Source organism: Paracoccus haeundaensis (assembly GCF_006239215.1).
Lineage (GTDB): Bacteria > Pseudomonadota > Alphaproteobacteria > Rhodobacterales > Rhodobacteraceae > Paracoccus > Paracoccus marcusii.
Window position 1 is genome coordinate 43,225 of the sequence record NZ_VDDC01000010.1, and the last position, 20,130, is coordinate 63,354.

The window sequence follows — 20,130 nt, forward strand, 5'->3', positions numbered from 1 at the left end:
ACAGGATCTTCATGCTTGGCTTTGAACTGACCGGCACGACCGCTTCCGTTGCCATGCTGATCATCGTCAGCATCACCTTTGTCCTCTTCATCCGCGAAAAGCACCCGCCAGAGGTCATCGCCATCGCCTCGGCGGCGACGATGATGGTGCTGGGGCTGCTGCCGGTCGAGGATGCGGCGGGGGTGCTGTCGAATGCCGCGCCCTGGACGATCGCCTTCATGTACCTGCTGATGGGCGGCCTGATGCGGACAGGGGCGCTGGACCTGATGTCCAGCATCGTATCGGCCCGCGCCGACACCAATCCGATGCTGGCGGTGGCCAGCCTGTTCGGCTTCGTGATCGTTGCATCGGCGGTGATGAACAACACGCCGGTCGTCGCGGTGATGATTCCGATCTGCATCCAGCTGGCGCTGCGGCTTGGAACAACGCCGTCCAAACTTCTGATGCCGCTTAGTTATTTCACGTTGATGGGGGGCATGATCTCGTTGATCGGCACCTCGACCAACCTGCTGGTCGACGGGGTGGCGCGCGAACGCGGGATGGAGCCCTTCACGATCTTCGAGATCGCCCCGGTGGGCATCGCCATCACGCTTGCCGGGATCGCCTATTTCCTGCTGATCGGGCGCAAGCTTCTGCCCGAACGCACCTCGCTGGCCGGCTTCCTGGGGTCGCGCCGCGAGATGAAGTACTTCACCGAAGTCGCGATTCCCGAGGATTCATCCCTGGTCGGCCAGACCGTGACCGAGGTGGCGCTGTTCAAGCGCGACGCGGTGCGCCTGATCGACGTGCTGCGGGGCGACGCTTCGCTGCGCCGCAACCTGCCCGAGGTGGTGCTGGCCCCCGGCGACCGCGTCGTCCTGCGGTCGGAGATGTCCGACCTGCTGGAGATGCTGGACAACAAGAACCTGCAGATGCTGGACAAGCTGGGCTCGGTCGCGACCGAGACGGTCGAGGTCCTGATCTCGCCGGGCTGCCATCTGATCGGTCGCCGCCTTGGCGACCTGCGCCTGCGCCGCCGCTATGGCATCTATGTCCTGGCGGCGCACCGGCGGAACCAGAACATCGGTCGCCAGCTGGACGACCTGGTGGTGCGCGTGGGCGACACCCTGCTGCTGGAGGGCGCGCCCGAGGATATCGGCCGCCTGGCCACCGACATGGAGATGGTCGACGTCTCGCGCCCCTCGGCGCGGGCCTATCGGCGCAATCGCGCGCCCATCGCGATCATCTGCCTGCTGGCCGTGGTGACGCTGGCGGCCCTGAACGTCGCCCCGATCCTGGCGCTGTCCTTCCTGGCGGCGGCGGTGATCCTGATCACCCGCTGCGTCGACGCCGAAGAGGCGTTCTCTTTCGTGGACGGCCGCCTGATGGCGATGATCTTCGCCATGCTGGCCGTGGGCGAGGCGTTGGAACATACGGGGACGGTCAACCTGATCGTCGACTTCCTGGCGCCGCACCTGATGGACCTGCCGCCGTTCCTGACCCTCATCGCGGTCTATTTCCTGGGCCTGATCCTGACCGAGGTCCTGTCGAACAATGCTGTCGCCGTCCTTCTGACGCCCATTGCCATCGCGCTGGCCACGACCCTTGGCCACGACCCACGACCCTATGTCGTGGCCGTCATGTTCGCGGCGACCGTCGCCTTTGCGACGCCAATCGGCTATCAGACGCATATGATGGTCTATGGACCGGGGGGGTATCGGTTCTCCGACTTCGTCAAGGTGGGCGTGCCGCTGGACATCATCTGCGGCATCGTGGCGTGCCTGATCATCCCCATCCTGTGGCCGCTGGTCCCCTGACGCCTTGCGTTTGCCGCGACTGCAATGCTGCCATGCAGCATCGGCTGTTGCGATCGGGGGGCAAAACCCCGATCTAGGGCGCAGGGGAGGAAACGACTTTGTCCTATGCAAGGAGTTTCCACATGGCGACCATCGCTTCTGTCGATCACAAATCCACCGTTTTCTCGGCCGGCTCGCTGTTGGCGCCGTTCCGTGCCGTGGGCCGCTTCATGATCGCTCTGGCCGAGGCTAGCCCGCAGATGCGCGCGCTGAACCGCCTGAGCCAGATGTCGGATGCCGAACTGTCGGCCAAGGGTCTGACCCGCGACGGCGAAGTCCGCCGCATCCTGGGCGGTTCCGCCGCGTTGTAAGGCGCGCCAGATCACCGGACGACCACCGCGCGGCCCCTTGGGGCCGCGTTTCGCATTGCGATGGGGGTGCCCGCTGGACTAGAAGCGGGCCATATTCCAGTTTCCGCACGAAGGACGACCCGACATGGCAGGGCATTCCAAATGGGCCAACATCCAGCACCGCAAGGGCCGGCAGGACAAGCTGCGGTCCAAGCTGTTCTCCAAGCTGGCGAAAGAGATCACCGTGGCCGCCAAGATGGGCGACCCCGATCCTGAAAAGAACCCGCGCCTGCGCCTGGCCGTCAAGGAGGCCAAGTCGAAATCCGTTCCCAAGGACGTGATCGACCGCGCCATCAAGAAATCGCAGGGCGGCGACGCCGAGACCTATGACGAGATCCGCTATGAGGGTTACGGCCCGAACGGGATCGCGCTGGTGGTCGAGGCGATGACGGACAACCGCAACCGCACCGCGTCGAACGTGCGCAGCTATTTCACCAAGTCGGGCGGCGACATGGGCCAAACCGGTTCGGTCAGCTTCATGTTCGACCGGGTCGGAGAGATCGTCTATCCCGCATCCGCGGGCGATGCCGATACGGTCATGCTGGCTGCGCTGGAAGCCGGGGCTGACGACGTCGAATCCGACGAGGAGGGCCACTGGATCTATTGCGCCGACACCGCGCTGAACGAGGTGTCCAGCGCATTGGAGGCGTCCTTGGGCGAATCCGACACCGCCAAGCTGATCTGGAAGCCTCAGGCGCCCACCGAGGTCACCGACCTTGAGACCGCGCAAAAGCTGATGCGCCTGATCGACACGCTGGAGGATGACGACGACGTGCAGACCGTCACCGGCAATTTCGACATCTCGGAAGAGATCGCGGCGCAACTGTAATCGCCGTCGATTGCGCGGGCGGGCCGTTCCCATCGGGGCCGGCCCGTCTTGCGTTTTGCGCCTTGCGCGCCGCCGGGAAAGGCGGCAATTGCAGATCATGCAGATGCAAAGCGAGACACGCCGCGACCTGATCGGCATCGGATGGATGCTGGCGACAGGGCTGTGCTTTGTCGCGGTCAACACCATCGTGCGCGGGCTGGACGGCGCGCTGCCCGCGGCGCAGGCGGCGTTCATCCGCTTTCTGTTCGGATTGGTGTTTCTGGCCCCGGTCATCACCAGCGCCTTGCGGGGCGGGTTTTCGCGGGGGATCTGGGGGCTGTTCGCGCTGCGTGGGGCGCTGCACGTGGTGGCGGTGGTCGCATGGTTCTATGCGATGTCGCGCATCACCGTGGCCGAGGTGACGGCCATCGGCTTTCTGAACCCCATCATCGTGACGATCTGCGCCGCGCTGTTCCTGGGCGAAAAGCTGGCCTCGCGGCGGATCGCGGCGGTGGCGGTGGCGCTTATGGGCGCGCTGGTCGTACTGCGGCCGGGGTTGCGGGAGCTGGACCCCGGGCATCTGAGCCAGGTGCTGGCCGCTGTCGCCTTCGGTCTGTCATATCTGATCGCCAAGCAGCTGTCGGATCGCGTGCCCGCGGCGGTGGTCGTGGCGATGATGTCGCTGACTGTGTCGGTCGGTCTGGCACCGCTGGCCATCGCGCAGTGGGTGCCGCCGACGATGGGCCAGCTGGGCTGGCTGGCGCTGGTCGCGGTCTTTGCGACGCTTGGCCACTACACGATGACGCGGGCCTTTGCGGCGGCGCCGCTGACGGTCACGCAGCCGGTGACGTTCCTGCAGCTGATCTGGGCCAGCCTGGTCGGCGTGCTGGTCTTTCATGAGCCGCTGGACCCGTGGGTGATCCTGGGCGGCGGTCTGATGATCGGGGCGATCAGCTATATCACCTGGCGCGAGGCGCGCATTCGCGCCCGCACCGTCACGCCACCGGTCAGCGCCACCAAGGTCTGAGCTAGGCCGCGCGCAGTCGGCCCATCCCCCATAGCAGCCGTTCGGCCAGCCAGTCGGCGGGCCGTCTGAGCCGCGTCAGCGTGGTCGCCACCGTCGTCGAGCGGCGCGCGGCGCGGTCGAAACCAAGGCTCATCACGCACAGCGCGGCCAGCAGGGCGGCGGTCCATGCCAGTGCCCCGGTCACGTCGGTGGGCTGCGGGGCGACCAGATACAGCAGGACATTGCCCCAGCCGAAGGTGAACATGCTGGTGCGGCCAAAGAAGGTGACGCGGGACCATGCCCCGGTACTTCCGATCTTGCGGATGTCGATCAACCAGACGAAGAACAGCGTCATCAGCGTCGCCGACAGGATGCCAGTTGCGAAATAGAGCGGATTGCTGTCCCTGCGCAGGCTACCACCCGCCAGGCCGTCAATCACGTCGACGCTGACGAACAGCCCGCCGATCAGCGCGACCCCCGCGCCCCCGACCAGCAGCGCACGCACCCGGCGGCCAAAGCTTGGATCGGCCAAGGGGTCTGTCGATCCCGCCGCCGACGGGCCGGTCAGATAGCGGCCCAGGCATTGTCCGGCGACGACCAGCGTCAGGCCGTGCAGCACGGACGGACCTGCAAGCGGCAGGTCGCCGAAACCGGTCAGGAACTGCACGAGGCTGGCCACGGGGGTGGGCGCGCCCAGATCGTTCTGGACGTCCGGAAGGCCGCTGAGCAGGGGCCACGCCGCGTGACAGGCCAGCGCGGCGACCGCCAGCGGCAACAGCCCGGTCCGCGCCCGAATCCACAACAGAATCGGCGCGATGGCGAGGACGATGGCATAGAACTTCAGGATTTCCGTATAGGGTGAATTTCCCATGAACAGGATCGTCGCGGTGCTGTAGGGCACCGAGTAGCCGTCATCGGTCAAGGTCAGTGTCAGGATCGTCAGCGCATAGAGAACCCAGCACTGGAACGCCCGCGACAAAAGCCGCATGGCAACCCCATGGCGCGCCTGACGCGTGGTCCATCGTGGGCGATAGACCACCTCCAGCATTGTGCCGAACAGCAGGATGAAGGTCGGTGTGGCGATCTGGAAGGCAAATCCCGCAATGCGGGTCAGCGGTCCGGACATGTGGGCGTAAAGGCCCACATCCGCAAAGACATGCGACGACATTGCCAGCACGATCGCCAGGCTTCGCGCCGCATCAAGGCCAATGATCCGCATCTGTTTACCACGTTAATGATTTGCATTCTGTGCAACGCGGGGTCATAGCAGAATGCCGCCCGATTGGAACCGCGCATTGGCGCCAAGAGTTTTTCCGCCGATCGCAGGAGGATTCAGTGGCATCGCATGAACAGGTTTGGGACGACTGGCAGAAGCTGGTGAACATGACGCCGTCCCAGCTGAAAGATTGGCTGGACACTGACGACAGCAAGTCGGTGGGCGACACCGGCGGGCAGGGCGAAAGCACCGGCCACAAGTCTGGTCGCCACATCCTGCGCATCAAGGACAAGAAGAAGGCCGACCTGACCGACGACGACTGGTCGCACATGGCCAAGGTCGCGGGCTACATCAAGCGCCACTTGGCACAGGGTGGCCCCGAAAAGGACAAGGAACACAGCGACTGGCGCTATTCCCTGATGAACTGGGGCCACGATCCGCTGAAGTGATCGCAGCCCCGGCGAATTAGCGGTTCGGCCACAGCGTCGCGTGGCGGTTGACGTCCTTGTACAGAAGATAACGGAACGGCCCCGGGCCGCCGGCGTAACAGGCTTGCGGGCAGAAGGCGCGCAGCCACATGTAATCGCCCGGACCCACCTCGACCCAATCCCGGTTCAGGCGATAGACGGCCTTTCCTTCCAGCACGAACAGGCCGTGTTCCATCACGTGCGTTTCCGCGAAGGGAATCGAGCCGCCGGGTTTGAACGTCACGACGGTGATGTGCATGTCATGGCGCAGATCGGCCGGGTCCATGAAGCGCGTGGTGCCCCATGCCCCGTCCGTGTCGGGCATCATGGACGGGGCGATGTCCTGTTCCTGCACTACGATGGGGTCGGGCTTGTCCGTGCCGGCAAAGGGCTGCCAGCGCTTGCGCCACCAGTGAAAGCCTGCGGGGCCTGCGGTGCGGTTCCTGACCCGCCACGGCGTGCCAGCCGGGATATAGGCAAAGCCGCCCGGCGACAGCAAATGCTCGGTCCCGTCGATCACCACCTGCATGTCGCCGCCGGTGACAAAAATCGCGTGCTGGACCTCGGGGTCGTCGTCAGGCGTATCGCTGCCGCCGCCTTCGGCCAGTTCGACGATGTACTGGCTGAAGGTTTCCGCGAACCCGGTCAGCGGGCGGGCCAACATCCAGAACCGCATCCCCTGCCAGCCGGGCAGATAGCTGGTGACGATGTCGCGCATCACGGTGCGGGGGATGACGGCATAGGCCTCGGTGAAGATCGCCGTGTCGGTGGTCATCCCCGTCTGGGGCGGCAGGCCCGCCACGGGGCCGGCATAGTGGATGCGCGGCGCGGTGGCATCATCGGTGGGAAGCTGGGCGATGTCGCCGGTGGGGGCGCCCGCGGGGCCGGTCTGGGTCATTTCAGGATCTCTTTCAGGCGAAGGGTGGCGATGCGGGTGACCTGCGCCTCGGCTGTGGCGCGTTCGGTGGCGGTGTCGTTGTCGACGCGGGCCTGCATGGCGGACAGGATGCCCGCCTTGTCGTGGTCGCGGACCGCGATGATGAACGGAAAGCCGTGCTTGGCGACATAGGCGTCGTTCAGGCGTGTGAATTCGGCCCGTTCCGCATCGGTCAGCGCGTCCAGACCGGCGCTGGCCTGTTCGGCGGTGCTGTCGGCGGTCAGACGCTTTGCCAGCGCCAGCTTGCCGGCCAGATCGGGGTGGGCCCGCAGCACGCCCAGTCGTTCGTCGTCGCCTGACGCGCGGAACATCTGCGCCATGCGCCCGGCAAGGCCGCCGGGCGTGTCGTGGACGGCACCCATTTCGGCATCCCAGACGCGTTCGGCGATGAAGGGAGAATGTTCATAGACGCCGCCGAACCGTGCAACAAAGGCGTCGCGGTCCATCTGCGACGGGCGTGTGCGGGGCTGGAACGGATGTTCGGCCGCCCAATGGCGGGCGATGTCCAGGCGGCTAGCGAACCAGACGCCCTCGTGGCTTCGGGCGTGGTCCAGGAACCGCTGGATCGCCATGGCTCGACCGGGGCGCCCGGCCAAGCGGCAATGCAGGCCGATGGACATCATCTTGGGCGCGCCGGCGGCCCCTTCGGCATAGAGGATGTCGAAGCTGTCGCGCAGATAGTCGAAGAAGTCGGTCCCCGTTCCGAACCCTTGTCCGCTGGAAAATCGCATGTCGTTGGCGTCCATCGTATAGGGCACCATCAGCTGCGGCCGGCCGTTGTGGACGTGCCAATAGGGCAGTTCGTCCGCGATGGTGTCGGCCAGATAGGCGAACCCGCCTTCCTCGCAGCCCAAGGCCACCGTGTTCATCGACGTGCGCCCCTGATAGAAGCCGTGCGGGCGTTCACCGGTGATGGCGGTGTGAAGGGACACGGCCTGGGCGATGTGGTCGGCCTCGACCTCTCGCGGGACGTTGCGATAGTCGATCCATTTCAGTCCGTGGGTCGCGATCTCCCACCCGGCCTCCTGCATGGCGGCCACCTGTTCGGGGCTGCGCTCCAGCGCGGTGGCGACGCCATAGACGGTGATCGGCAGGTCGCTAAGCATGCGGTGCATCCGCCAGAAGCCCGACCGCGCGCCATAGTCATAGATCGATTCCATGTTCCAGTGCCGCTGGCCGGGCCAGGGCTGGGCGCCGATGATCTCGGACAGGAACGCCTCCGAGGCGGGATCGCCATGCTCGATGCTGTTCTCTCCGCCTTCCTCGTAGTTGAGGACGATCTGGACCGCGATGCGGGCACCGCCCGGCCAGCGGGGATCGGGGGTGGTCCGGCCATATCCGGTCAGGTCTCGGCTGTAGCGCATCTCTCTCCCCCTTGTGCCTGTCGTTGCGTCAGCAAAGCGCGGCGGCCGCGCAAGGACAAGCGGTCAGGGGCGGAATTCTGTATCAAGGAATGCGCGACAATGGTCGGGTCTTTCAAAATCGCGTTGAAAGACTTACGCGCCGGGGACAATTGCGGCATGAGGCCGCGCCGCCCACTGTCCGGCCCAACGGCGGACGGGGGGTCCGCTAAGGGGGGACGCATGGAACGCTATTTTGGACTTGCCGAAAAAGGCAGCAGCGTCAGGACGGAGGTGATCGCCGGGATCACCACCTTCCTGACGATGGCATATATCATCTTCGTCAATCCGGACATCCTGTCCACAACCGGCATGGACCGCGACGCGGTCTTCGTCGCGACCTGTCTTGCCGCGGCGCTGGGCTCGCTGATCATGGGGATGTGGGCCAACTGGCCCATCGGCATGGCGCCGGGCATGGGGCTGAACGCCTTCTTCGCCTTCACCGTCGTGGGCGTCATGGGCTTTACCTGGCAGCAGGCGCTGGGCGCGGTGTTCATCAGCGGGATGATCTTCCTGTTCCTGTCGCTGACGGGCATCCGGCGCTGGCTGATCGCGGGCATCCCCGCGTCGATGCGCAGCGCCATCGCGGCGGGCATCGGCCTGTTCCTGGCGATCATCGCACTGCAGTCGTCGGGCATCGTGGTGGGCAACCCCGCGACGCTGGTCGCGTTGGGCGATCTGACCGCCACGGGCACGCTGCTGACGATCTGCGGGTTTTTTCTGATCGTGACGCTGGACGCGCTGCGGGTCACGGGGGCGATCCTGATCGGCATCCTGGTGGTGACGGTCGCGGCAATCGTTCTTGGCGTCAGCCAGTTTTCTGGCGTCATGTCCATGCCGCCGTCGATCGCGCCGACCTTCCTGCAGATGGACCTGATGGGCGCATTGACCTTCGGCATCTTCCAGGTCGTTCTGGTCATGGTCTTGGTCGAGGTCTTCGACGCCACCGGCACGCTGATCGGCGTGGCCAAGCGCGCGGGCCTGCTGACCGAGGGGCCGACCCACAAGAACAAGAACCTGGGCCGCGCGCTGATGGCGGATTCGACCGCGATCACGGCCGGTGCGCTGCTGGGCACGTCCTCGACAACCGCCTATGTGGAAAGCGCGTCGGGCGTGCAGGCGGGGGGCCGGACCGGCCTGACCGCGGTGGTCGTGGGCCTGCTGTTCCTGGCCGCGATGTTCTTTGCGCCGCTGGCCGGGTCGGTGCCCGCCTATGCGACCGCGCCCGCGCTTCTGTATGTCGCGACGCTGATGGTGCGCGAGCTGGCCGAGGTCAGCTGGGACGACGTGACCGAGGCCGCGCCTTCGGTGCTGACCGCCATCGCCATGCCGCTGACTTATTCCATCGCCAACGGCTTGGCCTTCGGCTTCATCAGCTATGCCGTGATCAAGCTGCTGACCGGCCGCGCGCGCGAGGTGCATGCCGCAACCTGGATCATCGCGGCCCTGTTCGTGGCCAAGTTCGCGTTGTTCGGCGCGCACTGACCCCGGTCAGCGGGTCGGGCCGCCCAGGGCATCGGACAGGTTGGCCGCCGCGGCGGCCACCATCGCGCCCAGGGTCTTGACGTGTTCGGCCCCGATGCGGTGCGTGGGGCCGCTGACGCTGATCCCGGCGATCGCCTCGCCGGACAGATCGAAGACGGGGGCCGCGATGCAGCGCATGCCCCGGCTGCGTTCTTCGTCGTCGAAGGAAAAGCCGCGGTGCCGGATGCGGGCCAGGTCCGCCTCCAGCGCCGCGGGGTCGGTCAGCGTGGTGTCGGTGAACCGCGCCAGGGGACCCAGTGCCGCGACGCTGCCGGGCCGGAACGCCAGCAGCGCCTTGCCGATCCCCGATGCGTGCAGGGGCGACCGGGTGCCGGGGGGAAAGAACGCGCGGATCGTCTCGGAGGTCTCGACCTGGGACAGGAACAGCACGCTGTCGCCCTGCAGGATGCCCAGGTTCGCGGTCTCGCCGGTATGTTCCATCAGCGCGCGCATGATCGGGCGGGCGCGTTCCACAAGGCCCGACCGGCGCATGAAGGCCGATCCCAGGCGGAACGCCTGCGGTCCGATGTTCCAGGCCTGCGTCGCGGGGTCGCTTTCGGCCATGCCGCGCGCGGCCAGCGTGTGCAGCACCCGGTGCACGGTCGAGGGCGGCTGTGCCGATCGGTCCGCCACCTCGGACAAGGTCAGGCCGGGATGGGCCGCCAACAGGTCAAGAAGGTCCAGCGCCCGGTCCAGCGACTGCACGGTGCCCGGTGCGTCGGGCAGGGTCTTGCGGGGGCGCCCCCGCTTGCGGGTCGGGTCGGCCATTATGCGTCCCTTGTTAATGCTGCCTTTAGATGCGGGCGAAAATGACGTCTCGCAAGCCAAAAAGCCAACGCTTAGAAAACATTTCCATTTTCGGTCGCCGCGGGTTCCCGGCATGGGTTGGGCAGGGGCGGATTCGGTGCCGGGATTTCGGGCAGCCGGGGGTAGGGTGCCGACGTCGCCCTGAAAATCTGTTTCGGGAAAATGACGGGCCAAGCTAGGTCTGGGTCAGTCGCGCAACCACGACGCGACATCAGAAGGGGAGCCCGCCATGACAGACAGCCTTTCCCGGACCCAGGTCCATCCCGTCGACCAGATGCTGCCCACGGGGCGATTGATCACGTTGGGTTTCCAGCACGTGCTGGTCATGTACGCGGGCGCCATCGCGGTGCCGCTGATCGTCGGCCGCGCCCTGCAGCTGCCACCCGAGGAGGTGGCCTTCCTGATCTCGGCCGACCTGTTCGTCTGCGGACTGGCGACCCTGATCCAAAGCCTGGGCATGACCCAGTATTTCGGCATCCGCCTGCCGGTGATGATGGGCGTAACCTTTGCGGCCGTGGGGCCGATGGTCGCCATCGCGGGCCAGACGCCGGGCACCGACGGGGCGCGCGCACTGTTCGGTGCGATCATCGCGGCGGGCCTGATCGCCATCCTGCTGGCGCCGCTGATCGGGCGGGTGCTGCGGTTCTTTCCGCCCGTCGTCACCGGCACGGTCATCCTGGCCATCGGCATCAGCCTGATGCCCATCGGGATCAACTGGATCTTCGGCCTGCCGGTCGGTCCGACCGCGCCGATGCTGGTCGATCCCGCGCAGCAGGCCTGGCTGGACGGCGCCATCGCCGCAGGCGGCGTGCCCGAGGGGCTGCGCCTGGCGCCCGCCATGCCGAACCCCGCCTATGCTTCGGGGACGAACATCCTGATCGCGGTGCTGGTGCTGGGCACGATCCTGCTGGTGTCGCGGTTCGCCCGCGGTTTCATGGCCAACATCGCCGTGCTGCTTGGCATCGCCGTGGGCGGCGTCGCCGCGGCGGCGATGGGGCTGATGCAGTTCGACAAGGTCGGAGAGGCCGCCTGGTTCGCCGTCATCAAGCCGTTCCATTTCGGTCCTCCGACCTTTGACCCGGTGATGATCGTCACGATGGTCCTGGTGATGATCGTAGTGATGATCGAATCGACGGGCATGTTCCTGGCGCTGTCAGACATGTGCCGCCGTCCGATCAACTCTCGCGGCCTGGCCGCGGGCCTGCGTGCCGACGGTCTGGGCACGATGCTGGGCGGCATCTTCAACACCTTCCCCTATACCTCTTTCTCGCAGAACGTCGGGCTGGTTGGGGTCACGGGCATCCGGTCGCGGTTCGTCTGCGTGGCGGGCGGCATCATCATGATCGTGCTGGGCCTGATCCCCAAGATGGGCGCCCTGGTCGAAAGCCTGCCGACCACCGTCCTGGGCGGGGCAGGGCTGGTGATGTTCGGGATGGTCGCCGCCACCGGCATCCGCATCCTGAGCCGTGTTGATTTCACCGCCAACCGCCACAATCTGTTCGTCGTGGCCATCAGCATCGGCATGGCGATGATCCCGCTGGTCGCCCCGAACTTCAAGCAGTGGCTGCCCCATGCGATCCATCCGCTGATCCATTCGGGCATCCTGCTGGCCGCGGTCAGCGCGGTGGCGCTGAACTGGTTCTACAACGGTGCGGCCCCCGCGGACGAGGCTGAACTGGCCGAAGCCGGTCGCCTGGCCGATCACTGAGGATCGATTATGCACGGTTTCTTAAGACTGCCTTGTCCATCAAGCCCCTGCCGCCCTTGGGCAAATCGGGTATCACGGCGCAGAAACGATCAAGACGGGGGGATTTCATGTCGGGTTTTCTGACAACGCATGTTCTGGACACGGCGCGCGGGCTGCCCGCGCGCGGGATGCAGGTGGTGCTGTTCCGGCTGTCGCCCGCGCGCGAGGAGATCGCGCGCATGGTGACCAATGACGACGGGCGCACCGATGCGCATATCCTGCCGGCGGGCGATTTCGCCACCGGCACCTACGAGCTGGAATTCCATGCCGGCGCCTGGATGGACGCGTCGGGCGTGGCTCCCGAAAGCCCCCGCTTTCTGGACGTGATCCCGATCCGCTTCGGCATGTCGCAGAACGACCATTACCACGTGCCGCTGCTGGTCTCTCCGTTCGGCTATTCCACCTATCGGGGCAGCTGAGATGATCCCGGAAATCGCCATCCTGTGGGAGTTCCTCTCCTTTGCCGTCCGCTGGCTGCACGTGATCACCGCCATCGCGTGGATCGGGTCGTCGTTCTACTTCATCGCGCTGGACCTGGGCCTGCAGAAGGCACCCGACCTTCCCAAGGGCGCGCATGGCGAGGAATGGCAGGTCCACGGCGGGGGATTCTATCACATCCGCAAGTACCTGGTCGCGCCCGAGCGCATGCCCGAGCATCTGACCTGGTTCAAATGGGAAAGCTATGCGACCTGGCTGTCTGGGGCCGCGCTGCTGATGGTCACCTATTGGGCCGGCGCCAACCTGTACCTGATCGAGCCCGCCAAGGCCGACCTGGCGATCTGGCAGGCGATCCTGATCTCGGGCGGGTCGCTGGCGGTGGGCTGGCTGATCTATGACGGGCTGTGCAAGTCGCCCCTGGGCAACCGTCCCACGGTGCTGATGCTGCTGCTGTTCGCGGCGCTGGTGGCGATGGGCTGGGCCTATGACCAGATCTTCACGGGCCGCGCGGCGCTGCTGCATCTGGGCGCCTTCACCGCGACGATCATGACCGCGAACGTGTTCCTGATCATCATGCCGAACCAGCGCATCGTGGTCGCCGACCTGAAGGCCGGGCGCCCCGCCGACCCAAAATACGGCAAGATCGCCAAGCTGCGGTCGACGCACAACAACTACCTGACGCTGCCGGTCATCTTCCTGATGCTGTCGAACCACTACCCGCTGGCCTTCGCCAGCCAGTACAACTGGCTGATCGCGGCGCTGATCTTCCTGATGGGTGTGACCATCCGGCACTTCTTCAACACCATGCACGCCCGCAAGGGATACCAGTGGTGGACCTGGGCGGTCACGACGATGCTGTTCATCGGGGTGATGTGGCTGGCGTCGATCGGCGTGAACCAGGACAGCTATGACGAGGCGATGGCGCGGCCCCTGACCCCGGTCGAGGCGCGCTTCGCCGAGGCCGAGGGGTTCGAGGATGCCAGCCAAGCCGTCATCGGCCGCTGTTCGATGTGCCATGCGCGCGAACCGGTCTGGGACGGCATCCGCACCGCGCCCAAGGGCGTCCTGCTGGAGACGCCCGCCGACATCGCCCGCGCCGCGCATCAGGTCTATGTCCAGGCGGGACTGACCGATGCGATGCCCCCTGCGAACATCACCGGGATGGAGGACGCCGAGCGCGACGCGATCCTGCGCTGGTTCCGCGAGGTTGGACCCCTGGGGGTCGCGGGCCTGTAGGGCCATTCCCCGCTGAGTAACAACGGCCCGCGCAACGGCGGGACACGGGGGCCCAGTCCCCCGGGCGCGGCGGTCCCCCTCGATGGGGGGCCGCCGCGCCTTTCTGCGCCCCCGGCAAGGTCCGGCCACCGCTGGAAAGGGCTGCCGAAGATTGTCGCAGATGGCGCGGCTTTCGCGCCTGACGCCATGTGACGGTGGTCCGCTTTCAACGGAACGTGTAAAGTCTTCTAGATCACAGCCGATTTCGAAACGCACCGCCAGGCCGTAGACTTGGACCAAGGCAAGGAAAGGCTATCATGACCCAGCTGCGGTTTCTTCTGAACGACACCGAGATCGCCCTGACAGAGGTCGGCGCTTCGGACACGCTGCTGGATCATCTGCGCCTTGCGCGCCGGATGACCGGCACCAAGGAGGGCTGCGCCGAGGGCGATTGCGGCGCCTGCACGGTGCTTGCGGGACGCCTGACCGCCACAGGGCTGGTCTATGAGCCGGTGAACGCCTGCATCCGGCTGCTGGCCTCGTGCCATGCCACACATATCGTCACGATCGAGCATCTGCGCGGCCCCGATGGCGGTCTGCACCCGGTCCAGGCCGCAATGGTGGACCATCACGGCAGCCAGTGCGGCTTCTGCACGCCGGGCATCGTGATGGCGCTCTACGGGCTGTGGATGACCAATCCCGATGCCGATGCCACCGAGATCGAGACCGCGCTGCAGGGCAACATCTGCCGCTGCACGGGCTATGCGCCGATCATCCGCGCGGCCCTGGCCGCGGGCGCGGCCGGAGGGCAGGCCCAGGACGCGCTGTCCCGCGAACGCGACGCGGTGGCCGCGCGCCTGGCCGGGATGCGTGGCGCGCGGGTGTCGCTTGCGCGCGGAGCGGACCGGGCACTGGTCCCCGCCGATACCGACGATCTGGCCCAGCTGCTGCTGGACGAACCCAAGGCGACGCTGGTCGCGGGCGCCACCGATGTCGGGTTGTGGGTCACCAAGTTCATGCGCGACATCAGCCCGGCCATCTTTATCGGTCACCTGATGAAGGACATCGCGGTCGAGGACGGCATGATCCGTCTGGGTGCCGGCGTGACCTACAGCGAGGCCGCGCCCCTGATCGCCCGCCATGTTCCGCAGGCCGCCGAATACTGGTCGCGCATCGGCGGCTGGCAGGTGCGCAATGCCGGCACCATCGGGGCGAACATCGCCAACGGCTCTCCGATCGGGGATACGCCGCCCTTGCTGATCGCGCTGGACGCGCGGATCGTCCTGCGCGGGGGCGACACGCGCCGCGAGCTGCCGCTGGAGGATTTCTTCATCGACTACGGCAAGCAGGACCGCCGGCAAGGCGAGTTCGTCGAGGAGGTCCTGATCCCCATGCAGCCCCAGGCGCGCATCGCGGCCTACAAGGTCAGCAAGCGGCGCGACAGCGATATCACCTCTGTCGCGGCGGGGTTCTGCATCGACGTGGCGGACGGCATGATCACCCGTGCGCGGCTGGCCTTCGGCGGCATGGCCGGAACGCCCAAGCGCGCCCGCCGTGCCGAGGCCGCGCTGCAGGGGCAGCCCTTCGCGGCGGCAAGCTTCGATGCCGCCGCCCGCGCGATCGCGGAGGATTTCCAGCCGCTGTCCGACATGCGCGCCAGCGCGGAATACCGCGCGACCGTCGCACGCAACCTGATCCGGCGGTTCTGGCTGGAGCAATCCGAACCCGGCCTGCCCGTACGGCTGCGCCAGAGCGAAGGAGTCTAGGCCATGAAGGACGACACCGCGACCATCACGGGCCAGGCCCATCAGGACACCGCCCATGACAGCGCCGCCAAGCATGTCACCGGCCGTGCCGAATACACCGACGATCTGGTCGAGCCCACCGGCACGATCCACGCCTATCTGGGCCTGTCGTCCTGCGCCCATGGCCGCATCACGGGCATGGATTTCACCGAAACGGTGGCGCAGCCGGGCGTGCTGGGCATCCTGACGGCGGCCGATCTGCCGGGCGTCAACGACGTGTCGCCCAACGGCAAGAACGACGACCCGATCTTTGCCGAAGGCGTGGTGCAGTTCTGGGGCCAGCCGGTCTTTGCGGTCATCGCCGAAACGCGCGACCAGGCGCGCCGCGCGGCGCACAAGGCGCGGATCGATTATGACGTGCTGCCCCATGCGCTGGACCCGATCGCGGCGCGCGACGCGAGCATGGGCTATGTCACTGACCCCCTGACACTCAAGCGCGGCGATGCGCCTGCGGCGATGGCCGCCGCGCCGCGCCGGATCGAGGGTCGCTTTGCCATCGGCGGGCAGGACCATTTCTATCTGGAGGGCCAGATCGCGATGGCCGTGCCGGGCGAGGATGACGAGGTCGTCCTGCACGTCTCGACCCAGCACCCGTCCGAGGTGCAGCACATGGTGGCCCACGTCCTGGGGGTGCCCAGCAACGCGGTCGTGGTGAACGTGCGGCGCATGGGCGGCGGTTTCGGCGGCAAGGAAACGCAGATGAACCTGTTCGCCTGCGTCGCGGCCGTCGCGGCCAAGCGCTGGAACCGGACGGTCAAGATCCGCCCGGACCGGGACGACGACATGATCGCCACGGGCAAGCGGCACGATTTCGTGGTGGATTACGCCGTGGGCTTCGACGATGACGGCCGCATCCGGTCGGTGGAGGGCGATTTCTATGCCCGCTGCGGCTTTTCGGCGGACCTGTCGGGGCCGGTGACCGACCGGGCGCTGTTTCACGCCGACAACGCCTATTTCTATCCTGACGTGCGCATCAGCAGCCACCCGATGAAGACGAACACCGTCAGCAACACCGCCTTTCGCGGCTTCGGCGGCCCCCAGGGCGCCATCGTGGCCGAACGCATGGTCGAGGAGATCGCCTATGCCTTGGGCATGGACCCGCTGGAGGTGCGCAAGCGCAACCTGTACCAGAACGGCCAGCTGACGCCCTATCACCAGACGGTGCAGGACCAGATCCTGCCGCGCATCTTCGATGAGTTGGAGGCCAGCAGCGATTATCACGCCCGCAGGCAGGCGGTGCTGGACTGGAACGCCAAGGGTGGGGTGATCCGCAAGGGCATCGCGCTGACCCCAGTCAAGTTCGGCATCAGCTTCACCGCGACCTGGTTCAATCAGGCAGGGGCGTTGATCCATGTCTATTCCGACGGCTCGATCCACCTGAATCACGGCGGGACCGAGATGGGGCAGGGTCTGAACACCAAGGTGGCCCAAGTGGTCGCCGAGGCGTTCCAGTGCGACCTGAGCCGCATCAAGATCACCAAGACCACCACGGAAAAGGTGCCGAACACCTCGGCCACGGCGGCATCGTCGGGGACCGACCTGAACGGGATGGCGGCGCTGGATGCGGCGGAACAGATCAAGGCGCGCTTGGTGACCTTCGTGGCCGAGAAATGGCAGGTCGCCCCCGACCAGGTGGCGTTCGTGCCGGGGCACGTGCGGGCGGGCGATCAGATGATTCCCTTTGCCCAGGTGATCCGCGCGGCGTACATGGCGCGCATCCAGCTGTCGGCGGCAGGCTCCTACAAGACGCCCAAGATCCACTGGGACCGGACGACGGGGCAGGGGCGGCCGTTCTACTATTTCGCCTATGGCGCCGCGGTGGCCGAGGTGTCGGTGGACACGCTGACCGGCGAATACGTCATCGACCGCGCCGACGTCCTGCACGACGTGGGCCGCAGCCTGAACCCGGTGCTGGACCGCGGTCAGGTCGAGGGCGCGTTCGTTCAGGGTGCCGGCTGGCTGACGACCGAGGAATTGTGGTGGGACGCCAAGGGCCGCCTGCGCACCCATGCGCCGTCGACCTACAAGGTGCCCCTTGCCAGCGACAGCCCGCGCATCTTCAACGTCGCGCTGGCCGACTGGTCCGAGGCCAGCGAGCGGACCATCAAGCGGTCCAAGGCCGTCGGAGAGCCGCCCTTCGTTCTGGGCATCAGCGTGTTCGAGGCGATCAACATGGCCGTGGCCTCGGTCGCCGACTATCGCACGCCCGCGCGTCTGGATGCGCCCGCCACGCCCGAACGCGTGCTGATGGCGGTCGAGCGGCTGCGCGGATGATCCGCGTCCGCGTCACCCGGGCCCTGGGCTCGACCCCGCGAGAGGCGGGGGCCGAGATGTTCGTGACCCCCGACCGGGTCACCGGCACCATCGGCGGCGGACAGCTGGAATACATGGCGATCGACCGCGCGCGGCAGATGCTGGCGCGGGACGAGGCCGATGCCACAATGGACGTGCCGTTGGGCCCCCAGATCGGCCAGTGCTGCGGCGGGCGGGTGGTGCTGACGCTGGACCGCCACGGCCCCGCGCCGCAGGATCACGCTGATGCGCTGATCTTTGGCGCGGGCCATGTCGGGCGCGCGCTGGCCCGGGCGCTGGAACCGCTGCCGGTCAACGACCTGCTGATCGACAGCCGGCCGGAGGAACTGGCGCAGGCCAGCGGCCCGACCCTGCTGACCCCCTTGCCCGAGGCGCAGATCCGCGCAGCCCGGCCCGGCACGTCCGTGGTGATCGTGACCCACGATCACGCACTGGATTTCCTGCTGGCGGCCGAGGCGCTTGCCCGCACCGACCTGCCCTATGTCGGGATGATCGGCAGCGCCACCAAGCGGGCCCAGTTCGAACGCTTCGCCGCCTCGCGCGGGATCGACGCCGCCGGCCTGACCTGTCCCATCGGGGCGGGCTTCTCGCGCGACAAGCGCCCTGAAATCATCGCCGCCTTCACCGCCGCCGAACTGATGGCGCGCCTCACCTCTTCTTCTTTGAAAAAATACCCATGCAACAGCTGATCCGGGGCCGCGTCCTCGACTTTCATGCCGATCCCCAGGACACGGCCGACAATCATCGCTTCTGGGAAGACGGGGCCATCCTGGTCGATGACGGGCGCATCGTCGCCGTCGGCGATCATGCCGAACTGACCCGCGACGGGTTGGAGGAGATCGACCACCGCTCGCACCTGATCCTGGCGGGCTTCATCGACCCGCATATCCATTTTCCCCAGTTGCAGGTCATTGCCAGCTGGGGTGCGCAGCTGCTGGACTGGCTGAACACCTATACCTTCCCGGCCGAGGCGGAATTCGCCGACCCCGCGCATGCCACCCGCATGGCGGGACTGTTCCTGGACCAGCTGACCGCGCATGGCACGACGACCGCCGTTGCCTTCTGCTCCAGCCACAAGGCCAGCGCCGAGGCGCTGTTCTCTGCCGCCCATGATCGCGACATGGCCATGGTCGCGGGCAAGGTGATGATGGACCGCAATGCGCCGGCCGCCGTGCTGGACACGCCGCAGCAGGGCCATGACGACAGCGCCGCGCTGATCCAGGCGTGGCACGGCAAGGGCCGCCAGCGCTATGCGATCACGCCGCGCTTTGCGATCACGTCCTCCCCCGAACAGATGGAAGCGGCCGGCGCGCTGGCCCGCGCCCATCCCGACTGCCACGTGCAGACGCATCTGTCGGAAAACGTCGACGAAATCGAATACACCCTGTCGCTCTATCCCAAGGCGCGCGACTATCTGGACATCTACGAGGGCTACGGCCTGCTGTCTGACAAGCTGCTGCTGGGCCACTCGATCCATCTGGAACCCCGCGAAATCGCCCGGATGGCAGAGACCGGCAGCCATGCGGTGTTCTGCCCGACCTCGAACCTGTTCCTGGGGTCCGGGCTGTTCGACGCCGACGGGCTGCGCGCCGCGGGCATCGTCAGCGGCATCGCAACGGATGTGGGCGGCGGCACCAGCTGGTCGATGCTGCAGACCTTGGCCGAGGGCTATAAGATCCTGCAGATGCGAGGGCAGAAGCTGCATCCGCTGGCGGCGTTCCACTGGGCCACGCGCGGCAACGCGCTGACCCTGGGCATGGAGGCCGAGATCGGCACCCTGGCCCCCGGCAGCGCCGCTGACCTGGTGGTCCTCGACGCCCGTGCCACCCCCGCCATGGCGTTGCGGATGGAAAAGGCCGAGACCCTGGCGCAGGAGCTGTTCATCCTGCAGATCATGGGCGACGACCGCGCGGTGGCCCAGACCTATGTCGCCGGTCGCCCGCAGAAGGCTGGTTGATGCACCTCTGGCAGCCGGGCGACGTTCGGCGCCGCCTGCGCGCGTCGCGCCGGGGACAGGCGTGATTCGGCCCCTAACGATGTGACCCAACGACAGATCGAACCTGCCACCCGATCCGGCTTGGCAAAATCGTGCCGTTCTGATTGAACGATGGGCAGGCGGCACGCATGGTGCCGGTCTTGCCGGGCTAGGGTTTGACGTGATCGCCTTCGTGGATGTCAGATGAACGCGGGCCGTTCTTCTCAATGCGACGCGTGCCTGCTAGAGGCGGCAGCGCCTGCAGGCCACGGCGCTGCCAAGAGAGT

17 protein-coding genes are annotated in these 20,130 nt (G+C 66.7%); 13 read left to right on the plus strand and 4 right to left on the minus strand.

The features are described 5' to 3' along the window. The first annotated feature begins 11 nt into the window (after window positions 1-11). The 4 genes from FHD67_RS05995 (at window position 12) to FHD67_RS06010 (ending at window position 4,020) form a co-directional block, all read left to right on the plus strand. Window positions 12-1,796, plus strand: coding sequence for an SLC13 family permease (locus FHD67_RS05995; RefSeq protein WP_045999020.1), 1,785 nt, complete (start codon window positions 12-14; stop codon window positions 1,794-1,796). Between the two features lie 122 nt (window positions 1,797-1,918). Then, a complete protein-coding gene (locus FHD67_RS06000; RefSeq protein ID WP_139598166.1) occupies window positions 1,919-2,146 on the plus strand; it encodes a hypothetical protein in 228 nt (75 codons plus the stop codon). 124 nt (window positions 2,147-2,270) lie between these two features. Next, window positions 2,271-3,014: a YebC/PmpR family DNA-binding transcriptional regulator gene (locus FHD67_RS06005; RefSeq protein WP_045981286.1), complete on the plus strand. Its 744-nt coding sequence runs from the start codon at window positions 2,271-2,273 to the stop codon at window positions 3,012-3,014. Window positions 3,015-3,111: 97 nt separating this feature from the next. Next, window positions 3,112-4,020, plus strand: a complete 909-nt coding sequence (locus tag FHD67_RS06010) for a DMT family transporter (protein WP_240542546.1) — start codon at window positions 3,112-3,114, stop codon at window positions 4,018-4,020. Between the two features lies 1 nt (window position 4,021). Here FHD67_RS06010 and FHD67_RS06015 read toward each other — a convergent pair whose 3' ends face one another. Beyond that, window positions 4,022-5,218 carry a heparan-alpha-glucosaminide N-acetyltransferase domain-containing protein gene (locus FHD67_RS06015; RefSeq protein WP_139598167.1) on the minus strand — a complete coding sequence of 399 codons (1,197 nt, stop codon included), beginning with the start codon at window positions 5,216-5,218 and terminating at the stop codon, window positions 4,022-4,024. A 116-nt stretch (window positions 5,219-5,334) separates the two neighbouring features. Between FHD67_RS06015 and FHD67_RS06020 the strand changes: the two genes are divergently transcribed. Further along, window positions 5,335-5,664 (plus strand): DUF3140 domain-containing protein, encoded by a 330-nt coding sequence (locus tag FHD67_RS06020; RefSeq protein ID WP_045981284.1) that lies wholly within the window; start codon window positions 5,335-5,337, stop codon window positions 5,662-5,664. A gap of 16 nt (window positions 5,665-5,680) precedes the next feature. On the opposite strand, the gene FHD67_RS06025 is transcribed toward FHD67_RS06020, so the two are convergent. Beyond that, entirely contained in the window at window positions 5,681-6,580 is a 900-nt protein-coding gene (locus tag FHD67_RS06025) for a bifunctional allantoicase/(S)-ureidoglycine aminohydrolase (protein ID WP_139598168.1), read from the minus strand. After that, window positions 6,577-7,983, minus strand: coding sequence for an allantoinase PuuE (gene puuE, locus FHD67_RS06030; RefSeq protein WP_139598169.1), 1,407 nt, complete (start codon window positions 7,981-7,983; stop codon window positions 6,577-6,579). The genes FHD67_RS06025 and puuE overlap by 4 nt, the downstream gene beginning before the upstream one ends. 219 nt (window positions 7,984-8,202) lie before the next feature. Between puuE and FHD67_RS06035 the strand changes: the two genes are divergently transcribed. Then, a complete protein-coding gene (locus FHD67_RS06035) occupies window positions 8,203-9,504 on the plus strand; it encodes an NCS2 family permease (protein ID WP_045999024.1) in 1,302 nt (433 codons plus the stop codon). Between the two features lie 6 nt (window positions 9,505-9,510). Here the strand turns inward: FHD67_RS06035 and bhcR are convergent, their stop codons facing one another. After that, window positions 9,511-10,311: an HTH-type transcriptional regulator BhcR gene (gene bhcR, locus FHD67_RS06040; RefSeq protein ID WP_139598170.1), complete on the minus strand. Its 801-nt coding sequence runs from the start codon at window positions 10,309-10,311 to the stop codon at window positions 9,511-9,513. A 268-nt stretch (window positions 10,312-10,579) separates the two neighbouring features. Here bhcR and FHD67_RS06045 point away from each other — a divergent pair, with 268 nt between their 5' ends. From FHD67_RS06045 to guaD, 7 genes are all read left to right on the plus strand, one after another. Continuing rightward, the gene (locus tag FHD67_RS06045; protein ID WP_139598171.1) at window positions 10,580-12,058 is read left to right on the plus strand and encodes a nucleobase:cation symporter-2 family protein; all 1,479 of its coding nucleotides are present in this window, start codon (window positions 10,580-10,582) and stop codon (window positions 12,056-12,058) included. A 107-nt stretch (window positions 12,059-12,165) separates the two neighbouring features. Then, window positions 12,166-12,516: a hydroxyisourate hydrolase gene (gene uraH / locus FHD67_RS06050; RefSeq protein ID WP_045981279.1), complete on the plus strand. Its 351-nt coding sequence runs from the start codon at window positions 12,166-12,168 to the stop codon at window positions 12,514-12,516. A 1-nt stretch (window position 12,517) separates the two neighbouring features. Continuing rightward, window positions 12,518-13,771 carry a urate hydroxylase PuuD gene (locus FHD67_RS06055; RefSeq protein WP_206692666.1) on the plus strand — a complete coding sequence of 418 codons (1,254 nt, stop codon included), beginning with the start codon at window positions 12,518-12,520 and terminating at the stop codon, window positions 13,769-13,771. Window positions 13,772-14,067: 296 nt separating this feature from the next. Then, a complete protein-coding gene (xdhA, locus tag FHD67_RS06060; protein ID WP_139598172.1) occupies window positions 14,068-15,516 on the plus strand; it encodes a xanthine dehydrogenase small subunit in 1,449 nt (482 codons plus the stop codon). 3 nt (window positions 15,517-15,519) lie between these two features. Next, window positions 15,520-17,829: a xanthine dehydrogenase molybdopterin binding subunit gene (gene xdhB / locus FHD67_RS06065; protein ID WP_139598173.1), complete on the plus strand. Its 2,310-nt coding sequence runs from the start codon at window positions 15,520-15,522 to the stop codon at window positions 17,827-17,829. Further along, window positions 17,826-18,557 (plus strand): xanthine dehydrogenase accessory protein XdhC, encoded by a 732-nt coding sequence (xdhC, locus tag FHD67_RS06070; RefSeq protein WP_139598174.1) that lies wholly within the window; start codon window positions 17,826-17,828, stop codon window positions 18,555-18,557. Before xdhB ends, xdhC begins: the two co-directional genes overlap by 4 nt. Beyond that, complete coding sequence (guaD, locus tag FHD67_RS06075) at window positions 18,545-19,825, plus strand: guanine deaminase (protein ID WP_139598175.1); 1,281 nt, start codon at window positions 18,545-18,547, stop codon at window positions 19,823-19,825. Before xdhC ends, guaD begins: the two co-directional genes overlap by 13 nt. The last annotated feature ends 305 nt before the right edge of the window (window positions 19,826-20,130 follow it).

What these genes read in the sequence shown, in the direction of transcription:
- FHD67_RS06010 (WP_240542546.1), top strand. Translation starts at nt 3,112, where the DNA reads ATGCAGATGCAAAGCGAGACACGCCGCGACCTGATCGGCATCGGATGG.
- FHD67_RS06045 (WP_139598171.1), top strand. Translation starts at nt 10,580, where the DNA reads ATGACAGACAGCCTTTCCCGGACCCAGGTCCATCCCGTCGACCAGATG.
- xdhB (WP_139598173.1), top strand. Translation starts at nt 15,520, where the DNA reads ATGAAGGACGACACCGCGACCATCACGGGCCAGGCCCATCAGGACACC.
- FHD67_RS06000 (WP_139598166.1), top strand. Translation starts at nt 1,919, where the DNA reads ATGGCGACCATCGCTTCTGTCGATCACAAATCCACCGTTTTCTCGGCC.
- FHD67_RS06015 (WP_139598167.1), bottom strand. Translation starts at nt 5,218, where the DNA reads ATGCGGATCATTGGCCTTGATGCGGCGCGAAGCCTGGCGATCGTGCTG.
- FHD67_RS06035 (WP_045999024.1), top strand. Translation starts at nt 8,203, where the DNA reads ATGGAACGCTATTTTGGACTTGCCGAAAAAGGCAGCAGCGTCAGGACG.
- bhcR (WP_139598170.1), bottom strand. Translation starts at nt 10,311, where the DNA reads ATGGCCGACCCGACCCGCAAGCGGGGGCGCCCCCGCAAGACCCTGCCC.
- FHD67_RS05995 (WP_045999020.1), top strand. Translation starts at nt 12, where the DNA reads ATGCTTGGCTTTGAACTGACCGGCACGACCGCTTCCGTTGCCATGCTG.
- FHD67_RS06025 (WP_139598168.1), bottom strand. Translation starts at nt 6,580, where the DNA reads ATGACCCAGACCGGCCCCGCGGGCGCCCCCACCGGCGACATCGCCCAG.
- xdhC (WP_139598174.1), top strand. Translation starts at nt 17,826, where the DNA reads ATGATCCGCGTCCGCGTCACCCGGGCCCTGGGCTCGACCCCGCGAGAG.
- uraH (WP_045981279.1), top strand. Translation starts at nt 12,166, where the DNA reads ATGTCGGGTTTTCTGACAACGCATGTTCTGGACACGGCGCGCGGGCTG.
- FHD67_RS06005 (WP_045981286.1), top strand. Translation starts at nt 2,271, where the DNA reads ATGGCAGGGCATTCCAAATGGGCCAACATCCAGCACCGCAAGGGCCGG.
- puuE (WP_139598169.1), bottom strand. Translation starts at nt 7,983, where the DNA reads ATGCGCTACAGCCGAGACCTGACCGGATATGGCCGGACCACCCCCGAT.
- FHD67_RS06055 (WP_206692666.1), top strand. Translation starts at nt 12,518, where the DNA reads ATGATCCCGGAAATCGCCATCCTGTGGGAGTTCCTCTCCTTTGCCGTC.
- xdhA (WP_139598172.1), top strand. Translation starts at nt 14,068, where the DNA reads ATGACCCAGCTGCGGTTTCTTCTGAACGACACCGAGATCGCCCTGACA.
- guaD (WP_139598175.1), top strand. Translation starts at nt 18,545, where the DNA reads ATGCAACAGCTGATCCGGGGCCGCGTCCTCGACTTTCATGCCGATCCC.